The organism is Roseibium sp. RP-7 (assembly GCF_053005225.1).
In genome coordinates this window covers 215995-229296 of record NZ_JBRKQA010000003.1, presented here as the reverse complement: position 1 = coordinate 229296, position 13302 = coordinate 215995, and the positions used below count along the sequence as shown (strand labels likewise).

The 13302-nt window shown below is 50.1% G+C and carries 14 protein-coding genes and 1 pseudogene; 9 read left to right on the top strand and 6 right to left on the bottom strand.

The window, feature by feature from the left end:
* Positions 1-12 precede the first annotated feature (12 nt).
* The 6 genes from ACVDG9_RS23815 to ACVDG9_RS23790 all read left to right on the top strand — a co-directional run bounded on the left by ACVDG9_RS23815 (position 13) and on the right by ACVDG9_RS23790 (position 5734).
* Positions 13-834 carry a hypothetical protein gene (locus tag ACVDG9_RS23815; RefSeq protein ID WP_447239154.1) on the top strand — a complete coding sequence of 274 codons (822 nt, stop codon included), beginning with the start codon at positions 13-15 and terminating at the stop codon, positions 832-834.
* A gap of 1 nt (position 835) precedes the next feature.
* Positions 836-1615: a hypothetical protein gene (locus tag ACVDG9_RS23810; protein ID WP_447239153.1), complete on the top strand. Its 780-nt coding sequence runs from the start codon at positions 836-838 to the stop codon at positions 1613-1615.
* Positions 1616-1962: 347 nt separating this feature from the next.
* Positions 1963-2847 carry a hypothetical protein gene (locus tag ACVDG9_RS23805; RefSeq protein ID WP_447239152.1) on the top strand — a complete coding sequence of 295 codons (885 nt, stop codon included), beginning with the start codon at positions 1963-1965 and terminating at the stop codon, positions 2845-2847.
* 120 nt (positions 2848-2967) lie between these two features.
* Positions 2968-3717, top strand: coding sequence for a hypothetical protein (locus tag ACVDG9_RS23800; RefSeq protein ID WP_447239151.1), 750 nt, complete (start codon positions 2968-2970; stop codon positions 3715-3717).
* 52 nt (positions 3718-3769) lie between these two features.
* Entirely contained in the window at positions 3770-4246 is a 477-nt protein-coding gene (locus tag ACVDG9_RS23795; protein WP_447239150.1) for a hypothetical protein, read from the top strand.
* A gap of 171 nt (positions 4247-4417) precedes the next feature.
* Positions 4418-5734 (top strand): PD-(D/E)XK nuclease family protein, encoded by a 1317-nt coding sequence (locus tag ACVDG9_RS23790; RefSeq protein WP_447239149.1) that lies wholly within the window; start codon positions 4418-4420, stop codon positions 5732-5734.
* Positions 5735-5780: 46 nt separating this feature from the next.
* Here the strand turns inward: ACVDG9_RS23790 and ACVDG9_RS23785 are convergent, their stop codons facing one another.
* The 4 genes from ACVDG9_RS23785 to ACVDG9_RS23770 form a co-directional block, all read right to left on the bottom strand.
* A complete protein-coding gene (locus tag ACVDG9_RS23785; protein ID WP_447239148.1) occupies positions 5781-6089 on the bottom strand; it encodes a hypothetical protein in 309 nt (102 codons plus the stop codon).
* Positions 6090-6121: 32 nt separating this feature from the next.
* Entirely contained in the window at positions 6122-6406 is a 285-nt protein-coding gene (locus ACVDG9_RS23780; protein ID WP_447239147.1) for a hypothetical protein, read from the bottom strand.
* A 13-nt stretch (positions 6407-6419) separates the two neighbouring features.
* Positions 6420-7352 (bottom strand): helix-turn-helix domain-containing protein, encoded by a 933-nt coding sequence (locus ACVDG9_RS23775; RefSeq protein ID WP_447239146.1) that lies wholly within the window; start codon positions 7350-7352, stop codon positions 6420-6422.
* A gap of 753 nt (positions 7353-8105) precedes the next feature.
* A complete protein-coding gene (locus ACVDG9_RS23770) occupies positions 8106-8351 on the bottom strand; it encodes a hypothetical protein (RefSeq protein ID WP_447239145.1) in 246 nt (81 codons plus the stop codon).
* An 800-nt stretch (positions 8352-9151) separates the two neighbouring features.
* Here ACVDG9_RS23770 and ACVDG9_RS23765 point away from each other — a divergent pair.
* Complete coding sequence (locus ACVDG9_RS23765) at positions 9152-10183, top strand: urea transporter (protein ID WP_168691922.1); 1032 nt, start codon at positions 9152-9154, stop codon at positions 10181-10183.
* A gap of 290 nt (positions 10184-10473) precedes the next feature.
* On the opposite strand, the gene ACVDG9_RS23760 is transcribed toward ACVDG9_RS23765, so the two are convergent.
* On the bottom strand, positions 10474-11541 hold the full coding sequence (locus ACVDG9_RS23760) for a Gfo/Idh/MocA family protein (protein ID WP_447239144.1): 1068 nt from the start codon (positions 11539-11541) through the stop codon (positions 10474-10476).
* 70 nt (positions 11542-11611) lie between these two features.
* Positions 11612-12397 (bottom strand): ThuA domain-containing protein, encoded by a 786-nt coding sequence (locus tag ACVDG9_RS23755; RefSeq protein ID WP_023002786.1) that lies wholly within the window; start codon positions 12395-12397, stop codon positions 11612-11614.
* A 364-nt stretch (positions 12398-12761) separates the two neighbouring features.
* Here ACVDG9_RS23755 and ACVDG9_RS23750 point away from each other — a divergent pair, with 364 nt between their 5' ends.
* Both ACVDG9_RS23750 and ACVDG9_RS23745 read left to right on the top strand, forming a co-directional pair.
* Positions 12762-13142, top strand: a complete 381-nt coding sequence (locus ACVDG9_RS23750; RefSeq protein WP_055659851.1) for a hypothetical protein — start codon at positions 12762-12764, stop codon at positions 13140-13142.
* 1 nt (position 13143) lies between these two features.
* Positions 13144-13299, top strand: a pseudogene (locus ACVDG9_RS23745) (TetR/AcrR family transcriptional regulator); the annotation flags it as partial.
* Between the last annotated feature and the right edge of the window lie 3 nt (positions 13300-13302).

The window sequence follows — 13302 nt, the reverse complement described above, 5'->3', positions numbered from 1 at the left end:
TCAGGCGCTTCAATGACTATTCAGCTTGAATTCAACGATACAAAGAACTTCACCGGACGTGCTAGGATTCGTCAAAAAGAAGATCTTTTCTCACTTTGTCTTCTCGAGCGGGACGAAGAAACGGTGCGTATTCGGGTAACCTTTGACCGGGTCGCTATTGAAAAAGAATGTAAACTTAATCCCGCTGAAGAAAAAGACTTCATTCTTGATGCATTTGTATTGGGAGAAATGCACCGACATGTTCTGCCAGAGTATCGAGGTCAAGATGAAATTGCTATTTCTGGCGTGCCGGAAGGAGCTAGTATTGAATTCCGTTTAAAAGCGGTTAGCCGGTCAGAGGAAGCGCAAGGAAAAATACTTGCAGCCACAGGCGGGCGTGTTCGCTTAAAGACAGGTTACGGCGAAAAAGGGGCCGGTAAAGAAGACAAAGGCATCTTTCATCCGATCCTATGCAGGAATATTGGAAGCCGAATATGGCAAATCAAATGGAACGGCGAAGGGGATTTTGAGATCCTAATAAACGCTGATTATTTCTATAAATATCATCAAGATCCTACTTTTGAAGCGCATGTATATCCAGAAATTGTCAGAAGCGTTGCTAATGGCATATTAATGCGACACGAAACACCCGAAGACCTTGATGAAAATAGTTTGGTTGGCAAATGGGCTTTATTCATCGAGCAGCGATTGGGTGTTCCACTAACTGGTGAGGATGCAAAGCATTTTGAAGACGCCGACGTAGTTGAGAAACTCGAATTCGTAGAAGAAATAGTCGAAGCTTTCGTCAACAAGAAATGGCGAGATGGCAAGACTCTCTTGGAGGAGATCCTTTAAGATGAAACGTAAACTGAGCGAATTTAATAAAGAAGGAATTGCGGCATTCCAAGAAATTATCGATACTGAGAGAACAAGGGTAAAGTCATCCCAACCGGCAAAAGTGACTGCGCAATTCTTTGCGAGGATAGAAAAACTGACTGAGGCCTCTGGCTTCTTACAAGAGGTGGCTGAAGGTGTAGAGCTTGACGATGCTTTGCTGTTCGATAGCCGGTACGATTTTGGACAGTATCTGAATGAGCATCTTCCATCGCAAATTTCTCAAGTCACCTACGATAATGTAGGCCTTTGGGCTTGGATTTCTGCTGTCTATTTGAAGCAACTTTTAAAACCGTCAAAGCATGGCTCAACTTATGATTTGTGGAGTGCATACCGATATGTTCCAGTTTCTTTTAGTAAATTCCGATATTATCGGCATTTAGCTTTTATTTCATTCTGGCTACATCGCCAGTTGGGTGAAAATGCTGCAAAGCTTTTTCTTTCACGCCCGATGTATGAACATTCAGATGCAGTTGAGCAATTATATACATCAGATAAGGATTTCTTGACCACGCCCGCACTTTTAGAAGTCTCGGTTGAGATGTACATCGATCCGAATACCGGGACTATGAAGCCCAAAGCACTTGGCAAGGAGACGCCAGGGAGTGCACGGCGATTAGCCACACAAATCGCAAAACAGCTCCAAATGAATTTTGATTTAGTTTCTATGACGAAAGAAGAAATATACCAGCTTTTGCCTACCGAATTTGACGTTTGGCGCCAGCCCAACGTTTCTACTTGACCCTGAGCTTGTGACTTCCGACGCCGCCTGCAAGCTCCTAGCCAGTAGCTAACTGCGAACAAAACTTCCCCGACCGGCTATGGTCGTTCACCATGCTTAGCAAATGGACAGTTAGTCAGCAGTGCAGCCGTTTGTGCATGAGGAGCAAGAAGTTCAGCTTAAGTTGCATAAAGTCGTTTGCAGCAAGTATCCGCCGCAAGGTATTCAACTGCCAGACACAGCAGTTTTCGCATAAGATCGACTATGGCGCATTGCCGTATCTTTTATCGACCGATTTTTTTAATCTTGAATGGCGAGATTTAGTTATGGTGTTGATTAGATTAGGAAGTTAGGGGGTGCATTTTTAGATGATTTCTTATTCTGGTACTTCGCTCACCATTTCGGAAACATTAGAGACCAATTCCATAGTTTGGATTCACTCCCTACCTGAAAACGAGATGGGCCCGACCCGTCGTATACTTGAAGACCTTGAAGGGCTCTCTATTGCAGATGGTTTTCAGTTGATCGAGCATTCAGCTGAGAACCGAACAGAATTTGAGAGTGTCCTAAGTAAATTAGCAGCCGATGCAACTAATGGGTTGCGACCTATTCTCCATGTCGATGCTCATGGAACTGCCGATGAGGGTCTCCTGTTTGCTCCGAGTGGCGACCGTATGAGCTGGACTGAAGTTATTGAATTGCTCCGGGTTTTGAATGTTGCTACGGCGAACAATCTCACCTGCGTTTTTGCGTTATGTTTTGGGTTGCATCTTTACAAACAAGTGAGTCTGAAGGAGCCGGTACCTGCTTATCTCTTTATTGCTCCACCTTCAGAGATAAGTGTTGGCTTTCTGGAAGCACAAACACTTGCATTCTATCGCGAAATTAATCGTACCAATAACGTAACTGCAGCTTTCCAAAGTACCCTCGATGAAAACATGGAACTGATCCATTGTCAGGGGCTATTTTTTAAAGCGCTACTGCGCTACATCAGCACATATTGCACTGGTCGGGAGCGCCGAGAGCGCCAGGAAAAGCTTGTAACTGCAGCTCTAAAGAGTAAAGGTATTTTTAAACCTTCCAGCGCGCAATTAAAAGCAGTTCGACGACAAATCCGGGAATTTCTGAAGCCTGAACAAAAGCTCATTGATAAGTTCGCACCAGAGTTTTTGATCAATCGAGCAGCAGCCTTCGAATACACTGATTTAGATAAGGCATTTCAGTATTCAAAAGAATTTAGCCGGAGCAAATAGGGCTCGTTCGCAAGCTAGTTGCGGTAACGTGAACCAACCAGGTCCTGTACGTTCGCACAAGCTCCAATACGGACAACCGTAAGAATTTGAGTTGTCCGATACACCTTGGAAAGCTCTAAGATGAAACTATTCAAGATTTCGGATGAAGACTGTGATTGGCTTGATAAGCAGCCGGAAACCGCGATGGGAATTCAGGCGATGTTGAGCAACGAGGAGAAGTTCGAGAGTTTAATAATTATTGTTAGTGGACAAGTAGCGTTCAATTATAGCGATCTCATGTTACACGGCGAGAGTGATCATTCTTCAGAAATCTTACTTGCTGAATGGTTGTGTGGGGGCAACGAAATTCAGATTGAAGATCGGGTTGCAAAGTTCACTAAATGGCTTGGTAAATTGGATGTTTACCCTCAAAAGATTCGCGATTTCAGCATATTAAGTTCTTTTGAATTTAAGATATATCCGGTTGGGCCATTTCCCTCTCCACCGCAACCAAGTTCATGGGTCTATGGTCATTTGCCTTTTGCTGGACTGACCGCAGCAGATGACATCTTTTATCGCTGGGAACCCTTCCCAGTCAGCAAGCGTATTGATCAAAAGAAAAAAACTATCGCACCAGGTACTTTTACGGCTCCACTTTCAGAGGTTCCCTTTATGCCGACTGGGTTCTCCGCAGTAGCCCGACTAGCGCTTCCTGGCCTTTTGCCTGCTTGCTTCCGTTGGGAATTACGGCCGGCGCCAAAAACGAAATCGCGTTGTGGAGCGAGTGTTCCAATGTACGGCCAGTCAGGCGGTGGTGTGGAAGTTGTCTTCCCGACAGGTTTTAAAAACACTGGCCCAATATCAAACCCTGTCATTTTACCTGCTCTGTAGCGCGAGTTTTCGAAAAACTTGTTCTGAGTTAGAAAGGGCAAGGAAGGTGGCAATGGATCGTGACATCGCTAGATTTATGATTGATGCGGCTAAGTTTGAGTTCTTTGTGGTCAATTTAGACCTGCGTTTTGCGCACATCGACCCGGTGACTAATGCTGTTACGGGCGTAAACTGGGAACTATTGGGGCAGGCAATGGAAGAGATCTTCCCCTTTGATGAGTTCGATTTCTCAAACTCGGATTTTGAAATATTTAGACTGACCGTGCCGCAAAAGCTCGTAGTTTCCGAGCTAGGCGGCCTTAAGTGGGATAGCGAGGAAGTCGAGGTCTCGTCTTGGCGAGTATTGTTGGGGCGAAGTTATGCGCAGTTGAGAAATAATGTCGCTCACGGAAATAAAGCCCAGCTTCCAGCATATTTTACACGTGAGCGAACGGCAGAGTTCCTCATCGCAGGAAGAAACTTAATTGACTTTATTGCTGAAGCTCTTAGTGGCGATAAATCGTGGAAGGGGCCGATCCATTTTCGCTAGCGAGTTGCGGTCATAGCTTGGCGTCAAACGCCAACAGGTTCGCATAAGCTCCATTATGGAATGTCGAGTTTTAGAGCAAGAATTTCATTTGGTATTTGAATTTGTTAGGTTGCCTGCAACTGGCTTAAAAAGCGCGTTTTTTAATTGTTATCAGCTGAGTTTGTGAAGAAAATGGAAGAAAATTCAAAAGCTGTTGGACTCGATTTTGAGCAGAAGCTAAAGCTAATTGAAGACCTTTTGATTGGGCAAGAAGAATATAGTTTTGAAGAATTTGAGAAGCGCATCAATCATTTTTGCCCCTTTGAAGCAATTGGAATGGTGCGCCAGGAAATACGACACTCCAACTTCTTGAGTTTCATACTTGATCCAAATACGCCTCATCCATTTGGAGACCGTCTTCTCAAGGCACTACTATTTGAAGTTGGATCACAGGCAGAAAGTGGTCAATTCTCTCTCAAGCCACTTGATGTCCACTTTCTTGATTGCGGGAACGCCGTTCTATTCCGTGAACGTGCAAATATAGACATCTTAATTGAGATACCATCGAACTCATCCAAGCCCGACTATAAGGGCGTGGTTGTTGCAATTGAACTGAAGATTGCTGCCTCTGAGAGTGAGCACCAACTTACAAAATATCTTAACTACATTCTTGAGGAGTATTCAGATGAACATTGGCATAGGGGATTTGTGTTTTTAACTTTAGATGCGACTGATCAGATGCATGACAAGACCAATTCTTGGGTCCCTGTATCTTTGATTAGTCTTGTTGAGAGATTCGATCAGACCGTCTCCCAATTAAATGTTAGTGGAAAAGCGGTCGAACTATTTCGAGATTACTCCTCAATGATAAGGAGAAATTTTGTGGAAGACGAAGAGCTTGCAAAAATCGCCAGGCAAATTTGGACGAAACACCGGGCAGCTCTTGACGAGCTTTATAAGTATCGGCCGGACCTGCAAGCAGAAATTATTGCATGGCTAACGGCCAATTGGAATAAGTTGGCTACCAAGGTTCAATCGAGCGCGTCATTGACGCTGGTATTGGAGAACTCAGCTCCCAGGGTTTTGAGATTTTCGGTCAAAGAGTGGCAGGAAATGCCTGGCTTTTGTGGAGATGACCGAACATGGATTCCGTCGGGTGGGTTGATTGCCATAGAGCTTTCCGATTGGGGAAATGGAAAGCTCAAGATGTCAATTGTGCTTGGACCCGGTGACGCGGATTCTCGATCTCGAGTGTACGAAGAAGTTTTGAAACATGTTGTATGCGGTAAAATAAAAATTGGACGAAAAACTTCTACATTGGCTCCCAGATGGAAACATCTAAGTGCTGAGTACGTTCAAACTGAAAGGAATTATGAAAAAGCTGTAGATAATGAAAAATCAGCCGAAGAATTAGCTGAGCTCGTAGTCTCAAAATCAGCAAAATTTCTCGCGATTCATCTACCGATTTACACATCTATATTACGCGGTTCGATCGGTCAAAAACAATGATGCGTAGATCAAATAAATCATGATTTGAATTCAACAGATTGTCTCTTCAAATATCCTTCAGTCTTGTTTCGAGTCTTTGAGCCATCTCGAGAAGTTCTTCGATCACCAGCTCAATCGTTTCTTTGGCATCATTTCCAGAACGGCCCGAAAGATATGGGCCAGGTTTCGGCAAGCCTTCGTGAACCGCTGCGACATGGTCAAAAGTTTTGCCTGTGCTGATATCGGCGACCCGCCCTCCATTCACGCCGAACCATGCTGCGATATCGTGTTGCCGGTCTCCGCGCGCTAACATGCCTTTGACTATTGCAGCGTCTTTTTCATCAAGTGAAATTCCACTTCTATTTGCTTTTGACATCTTTGTTCCTCTCGGTAATGAGGTGCATTAATTTACTGATTCTTCAGGAGCTTTTGTAGCTTGGAGCGTTTCACATGGTATCCAGTGACAACTGTGCCGCCGTCAACAACGAGGCGTTTTCCTGCCAATCGATCCAAAATCTGCTGCATGTACTTAAGCTGGCGAGTGAGCTCTTGTACGTCCTTTTTGCGCACAAGGTATCCGCCTTCAACTTCCGTTCCGATAGCCACGATCCAATCTGCATCGCTGTCACGAAAGCCACGTTGAGCCATACGCACAATTGCGTGTGTTGAGAAATGAGTGCTTGTTGAACCCACGTGTCCCTCCATCTCAAAAATTGTCTTCGGATTGTTGATCTGAAAATCCAGACCATTTGCTGAGGTCTATTTTCTTGATCTCTTCACGGATCTCGATTTCGTTGAGTGAAGCTTTTTCTTTGACCCAAGCGGCCCGGCGTTCTGGATCGGATCTGCGCACGTCACCTGGCATTTCAGAAAGTGCGACACTGCCGTTGATGACGTGGCCGCAGGCTTCTTTTTCTGATCCAAGCAGTTCGCTGAGTTCTTCCAACCCAACAAAATATTTGGGAGGGTCGTATCCATCCCAAACGACAGCGCAGTTGCTCTGAGTGCCGGTGTTTTTCAGGCTCGCACTGAGAAAGTTTGAGAACGGATTGTTCTCAGGTTGTCTGTCCCAATTCCCGAAGTGTTTTCCGAATAGATCGCGTTCATCAACCGAATGCTCTTCCGTTTGAGAGATGTTTTCGTTTTCTTTGTCGAACAAATCTTGCAACTTTATTCTCATATGCGCTGGGACTGAATTCTCAGTTAGCTCTTGATTTTCTTTAAATTTTTGTAGTTTAGCTCTTCTGTCGTTTAATGATTGCTCTGCCAGAATGAAAAACATGAGTGGTGCCACTTCGACGATTTCCTGTCTCGTGACGCCATAACGATGAGCGACCAAGGCCAAAGCGTTTCGGCACGCCGTGTCGAGGTTGAAATTGGCTTGCCCTCTATTTCTTGCTTCGATGGCCGGCCTGTCGAGAAAATCACCGTCCGAGCATAGTTCGGTTCGCGTGGTGCTAAGCGCCTCGCAGAGTTTGTTGATTTGCTTGGTGCGGAGCTTCTTAATGTTACCGCGCTTCCAACGCGACAAAGTTCCTGCGTCAACGCCAATTTGTGCTGCTAACTCTTTTTGGCTGAGCATCGTGCCTTCGAGTAGGCTAGCCAATCGTTTGAGGTTGACCTTTTGTGTATGTGCCATAACTGCCTCCAATGCGTTCAAAAGCATAATGGGCATTAAGAACTATGTAGTAAATAAGCATTTTTAAGCATTTGGGTGGTGATATATGAGGAAAAGAAGTCATTTCCAGAAAATAACGCCTATCTAACGCCTATCTGAGATGCGCCTACTGCTCTCAAACTTTGGGAATTTGCGGAAATTGACGTTCAGTGAAAAAACGTACAATCGACTCAACTGCTGATAAAGCCGAGTTACCGGTGTTCTCTCAAAATAATGTCCGCCATTTCAAGTTAAGCATCAAATAATCAACGTTTGGGCTTCTGGTATTTCTTGGGTTTGCCGGTTTTCCGGCTCCAATATGCGAGCCATTTCACTGTCGTAAAGCTTTGAACTTCATCAAAAAGCCATCGCGGAAATTTTTTGCCGTATCTCTTTCTGACGGAAGAGAAATCGTCTTTGTGATGTAATATCACCCTGTACCACCAGCTTCGAAGTTCGGCCCTACTTCGGGGTTCGTAGGGTTTGACCTCGCGCGCCAGATCCCTACCTTTGCCGCGTTGAAGATTTTTAGATACAGTCTTATACAATTCTGCTCTTTCACCACTAAATACGGCCAATTACGTCAAGGTGTATAATGATATCTATCATTATAGTTCTACGCCAATTTCGCGAGAATATCTCATAATAACGTTTGGATTGAATTCTATATAGATTCCCAGTCAAGGCGCGTGCCGCCTTCTTATCACTTTTTACTTCCAATTCCCTTTTTTGCCATCAGCTTGACGGTGCGCTGAAGTAATGTTCGCTCAGTTTTCCGTCCATGCGCTTTGGATTTAACGCCTTTTTTTTCCTGGCTGCCGCCTCGTTATCATACTGCTTCTGAAGCAATCCGGTATTGACACTAATGATTACGCGTATCGGTGAATTTTTTGTATTTTTAAATACTTCAATTTCTTCCGTCTTTTTTCGTGGTCGGAGTAAACGGTTGTGGTCGCCGTGATAAGGTATTTTTGCAGGCATGCAATCGTCCTAGTTACTGAATTTGATCTGCAACTAGATACTATCATAAATTTACGTCATGTTTTCGTTGGCAGCAGGACCGTAGCAGGTTACAGCACGGTTACTGTCTCTTTATTCACATGGGTTCCGCGTTTGTGAACTCAAGTTTGCTTAAGTTCACTTGATGCCTGTTGGATGAACGCCGGACTAGCCGTCACTCATGAGCACTAAGATCAACTTGGATGTATTTCACGTGACTTATTCAACGCTGTAATTATTCGCTTGCCAAGGTTGGGGTCGTGGGTTCGAATCCCATCGCCCGCTCCAATTCGACCGAAAGGTCCAGGAAACCAGCATTCGAAAGAATGCTGGTTTTTTGTTTTTGCTCCGGGATTGGCGGCTTGCCGCGCGCTATCGGCAGTATTTCAAGGTTCGTCTAAACATTGATACAAACCCGGCTCCCAACCTGAACGAAGTTGCAGGGGCCAGGGAGTAATGTCAGCGAGCATTATGCGGAGAAGCCGGATACCGGTTGTCTCCGTCTTTTGCTTTGCCTCAAGTACCCAACTTGGCTGCAGTGGAACCATTCGGTTCCGCTGCAGTTCCAGTGCCTGCCAGCGCTTGGCGTCCTGTGTCGATCCATCCAGATCCTGCCTGGCACACCCGAAGCTTTTCAGGCCCAACGAGACACGCCCGGAACCGGCTGTCCGGCACGTCTGGTCGCGTTTCAAAAAAATGATCTCTCCGCGGTCAATAGTTCCGCGCCTTCTGCCGGGCCGTGTTACCGTGCCCGCGTGCCGCTTGCAGTCGGGGGGAAGGCATTGAACGCATTGAAGGAACATCCGGTTTTCGGTTTTGTCGACTGGTGCCTGCGTGGCATCGGGCAGGTCGTGTTTCAAAACAATCCGGTCTCGGGTCTGATCATCCTGGGTGCGCTTTTCTTCAATTCGCCGATCTATGGCGCCATTGCCGTTTTCGGGGTGGTGATCTCCACCGCGACGGCGGTTCTGCTGCAGGCGGACAAGGGGCTGATCCGCGACGGGCTGTTCGGCTTCAACGGAGCGCTTGTCGCGCTGGCGTTGATTGCTTTTACAAGCGAGGATTTTCACTACGGCGCTGTTCCGTCCGTTTATCTGACGGTTTATATCGCGTTCGGTTCCGCCATGACGGCCATGGTCTTCACCAGTCTTGCAAACCTGCTTGGCCCGCATAGGGTGGCGCCGCTGACAATGCCGTTCGTGCTGGTCGGCTGGCTGTTCCTGTTTGCCGTCCTGAAGTTCCACAGCATCGATGCCGGCCCGCTCGCCAAGCCCGTCTCGCCCACCCAGTATGACGGCACGGTCCAGTACACTCTCGCGACCTGGTACAAGGGCATCGGCAATGCCATCGGCCAGATCTTCTTTCAGGACAACTGGATCAGCGGTTACCTGATCGTGCTCGGCATTGCGGTGAATTCGCGCATCAGCGCGATCATGGCGCTGCTCGGGGCCAATGTGGCAGCCTTTGTCGCCGTTGTTTACGGCGCGCCGGAAGGGGCGATCAGTGACGGTCTCTTCGGGTATAATGCCGCCCTGACGGCGATCGCCCTCGGGGGCTTCTTTCTGGTGCTGACGCCTGCGTCTGCCCTCTACACGCTGTTTGGCGTTGTTGTGTCGACCTGGCTCTGGGCGTCCGTCGCGATCTTTCTGGAGCCCATCGGCATGCCGGTGCTCACCTCGACCTTCGTGATCGTGACCTGGCTGATGCTGATCGGCGTCAACGGATTTGCGGCCCTTGTTCCGGTTGCACCGGCTGACGCTGTTACGCCAGAGGCCAACCGCAGGCGTTATCTCAAGGCGTTGCGGGAAGGTTGAGCCGGCAGACAGGTCAGGCTCCATGCAGGCCGAGAAGGCCTGGGCCTTGGATAGCACGTACCTCCGACCAGCCTGTCGTCCTTCTCCAGCCTCTCTATCGTCGTCCCGGCCAGGCGTAGCGCGAGCCGGGACCGGGGAGGCAAGAGCCTTTCTGTTCCTCGATACTGCCAGATCAGGGGCTCTCCGATCCCGGATCTTCGCTTTGCTGCGTTCGGGATGACGATCGAGAGGGTGGCTTGTGAGCGGGGCTTTATTGAGCGGCTCCGCTCGCATTTCTCGTGACGTCAGCCTCAGACTTTCAGAAAACAGCCATTCTCCGCGTGTGAGCGTTCGGCAAGGTCGAGGGCGATCTGAAGCCGGGCGCCGTGGTCGAAATCCGGGTCGGCCGGGGCTCCGGTCAGGATAGCGGCGGCAAACCGCTGGTAGACTGTCGGAACAGCGCCAACTTCGATGTCGGTCCAGGTCGCAGAAGAAAGATCTTCGCCTTGGCAGATGCGCAGGCCTTCGATGCCCTTCTCGAAACGCACTTCCAGGCCGCCCTTGTCGCCATAAAGGCGCAGGCGCAGGTCGTTCAGATGGCCGGAGGCAAACCTGGTGGCGCTGATCGTGCCGAGCGCGCCGTTTTCCAGCTCGGCCTGCAGGGTGGCGCTGTCGTTGGCGTCGAGCGTGTATTCGCCGATCCTGCCGCCCTCTGCCTTGTCGAAGGTCTTCAGCCGGCAGGAAAGTTCGCTCACCGGGCTGCCGGCGGCGAAGATGACGAAGTCGAGGATATGGATGCCGACATCGCCGAGAACGCCCTTGGAACCGTGCGCGCTCGACAGGCGCCAGAGCCACTGGCTCTCGGTCTTCCAGTCTCCCCACGCCGGCTGCGTCAGCCAGCTTTGCAGGTAGGAAGCCTCGAAGTGACGAAGCGCACCGATGGCACCACCCGCAACCAGCTCGGCGGCCTTCTGCAGCACGGCAACATTGCGATAACTCAGGTTGACCATGCCGATCAGCTTCTTCGTGCGGGCGAGATCCGCCATCTCCCGGGCGTCGGCAGCGTTGGTCGCCAGCGGCTTTTCACACAAAACGTGCTTGCCCGCGGTCATTAGGGCCATCGTGGTCGGATGGTGCGCCGCGTCCGGCGTCACGTTGGCTGCAGCGTCAAAATCGCCCCAGGCAATTGCCTCTTCCAGCGTTGCGAAGCGGTTCGGAATGGCGAAGGTGTCGCAGAACTGGGTGAGCACGTCCGGCCGCTGGTCGACGCCGCCGACGATTTCAACGCCGTCGATCTTTGAAAAGGCATCCGCGTGGGTACGCGCCATGTTGCCGGTGCCGACTATCAGGATCCGGAGAGGGGGTGCAGCAGAGGTCACGGGGATCTTCCTCAGCGTTTGAGGGCAGGACGGACCGGCGAAAGTCTGCCGGTCCGGAAGGGAAAGTGGATCAGCGGAAACCTTCTTCGCCGTCGGCGTGCAGCTTCGGGCCGCGTTCCTCGATCTTTTCGGGAGCCGCTTCCACCGGAACATTGGGCGCAATGTTCGGGTCGGCGATCCGGGCCATCGGATTGAACGCCCATTTGACGCCGTTCTTCAGCACCGTCTGCACATGGGTATTGTGATAGGTCGGATAGGTTTCGTGCCCCGGGCGGAAGTAGAAGACGTTGCCCGCGCCGCGCTTGTAGGTGAGGCCCGAGCGGAAAACCTCGCCGCCCTGGAACCAGCTGATGAAGACCGTCTCCAGCGGTTCCGGCACACCGAAGGGCTCACCGTACATTTCTTCCATCTCCAGCTCGAAGCTGTCGGGAAGACCGTTGGTGATCGGATGGTTGCGGCTGGTCACCCATAGGCGCTCGCGCTCCCCGGCCTCGCGCCAGGTGAGATTGCACGGGCTGCCCATCAGGCGTTTGAACGGCTTGGCGAAATGGGCCGAATGCAGAAACACCATGCCCATGCCGGACCAGACGGCGTCGCAGACGCGCTCCACCACTTCGTCGGAAACGTCGCCATGGGCGGCGTGACCCCACCACAACAGCACATCCGTTTCGGCAAGGCGTTCCTTCGTCAAACCGTGTTCGGGTTCCTGCAAGGTGGCGGTGGTGGCGGTGATTTCGGGATCGGTGTTCAGCGTATCGGCAATGCACTGATGCATGCCGTCCGGATAGACACCCGCGACGATCTTGTTGTGCTGTTCATGGACGTTTTCGCCCCAGACCACGGCTCTGATCGGCATTTCAGCCTCTCCCGTTCTTCAGATGTTGGCAGAATTGTTGGCGAGCTAAGGATAGAAAGCGCTTTCTTTTGAAAAGTTCCTCCAAAGCGCTTTGGATAGCGCTAGCACCGAGGTTTTGTGCTGTCAATCGGAGGGGCTGTAATATTCGATCACAGTTCTCGCCGGTTGCTCCGCGGCCGGTACGCTCAATGTCGTGGACAGATGCTCACCGGTCAGGGCGGGCCTCAAGGGCGGACACTACCAAGGCGAAGAAGGGACCGATCGGAACGAGAAGGCTGGGGCTGTGACCCACCGCCGCATTTCCAGTCAGGTCAGTTCATGAAAACATACCATATGTTATGGTTTGTTTTGAGGGAGTGGTGAAATGAATGGTCTATTGCTCGCAGCCGCGGGTCTTTCGGCTGCCGTCTGCCTGCTGCATACATTCGCAGGAGGGCGGACGATCGCCGTACCGCTGCTGAAAGCGTCGGATCTGCACCCGGTGCCGAAATATGTCGCCTATTACTGCTGGCATATCGTGACAATCGTTCTGGCAATGATTGCCGTCATGTTTGCTATCGCTGGTGTGCGGTCTGAAAGCCTCGATCTCGGCTTGGTGGCGACCGTGTTGACAGCTTCTTTTTGTCTGCTGGGCCTTGCGGTGCCACCGCTGAAGAAGCAGAAATACAGCCAGATGCCGCAGGGCTGGCTGTTTCTGCCAATTGTCCTGCTGGGTGGTCTTGGTATTTTGGGCGGAGTGAGTTGACCTGAGGAAGCGTTTCGGAAAATCGGACTGGCTTGATCTCGGTCTGACACAGCTTGCAAAGGATGGCCCGGCGGGACTGACCATCGAGGCTCTCTGCACCGCAGCAGACCGCACGCGCGGCTCGTTCTATCACCATTTTCAGGATCACGGGGCTTTCGTC

Bases quoted from the DNA above. Each gene is read 5' to 3' on its own strand.
- ACVDG9_RS23815 (WP_447239154.1), top strand. From the start codon at position 13: ATGACTATTCAGCTTGAATTCAACGATACAAAGAACTTCACCGGACGT.
- ACVDG9_RS23810 (WP_447239153.1), top strand. From the start codon at position 836: ATGAAACGTAAACTGAGCGAATTTAATAAAGAAGGAATTGCGGCATTC.
- ACVDG9_RS23805 (WP_447239152.1), top strand. From the start codon at position 1,963: ATGATTTCTTATTCTGGTACTTCGCTCACCATTTCGGAAACATTAGAG.
- ACVDG9_RS23800 (WP_447239151.1), top strand. From the start codon at position 2,968: ATGAAACTATTCAAGATTTCGGATGAAGACTGTGATTGGCTTGATAAG.
- ACVDG9_RS23795 (WP_447239150.1), top strand. From the start codon at position 3,770: ATGGATCGTGACATCGCTAGATTTATGATTGATGCGGCTAAGTTTGAG.
- ACVDG9_RS23790 (WP_447239149.1), top strand. From the start codon at position 4,418: ATGGAAGAAAATTCAAAAGCTGTTGGACTCGATTTTGAGCAGAAGCTA.
- ACVDG9_RS23785 (WP_447239148.1), bottom strand. From the start codon at position 6,089: ATGTCAAAAGCAAATAGAAGTGGAATTTCACTTGATGAAAAAGACGCT.
- ACVDG9_RS23775 (WP_447239146.1), bottom strand. From the start codon at position 7,352: ATGGCACATACACAAAAGGTCAACCTCAAACGATTGGCTAGCCTACTC.
- ACVDG9_RS23770 (WP_447239145.1), bottom strand. From the start codon at position 8,351: ATGCCTGCAAAAATACCTTATCACGGCGACCACAACCGTTTACTCCGA.
- ACVDG9_RS23755 (WP_023002786.1), bottom strand. From the start codon at position 12,397: ATGCCGATCAGAGCCGTGGTCTGGGGCGAAAACGTCCATGAACAGCAC.
- ACVDG9_RS23750 (WP_055659851.1), top strand. From the start codon at position 12,762: ATGAATGGTCTATTGCTCGCAGCCGCGGGTCTTTCGGCTGCCGTCTGC.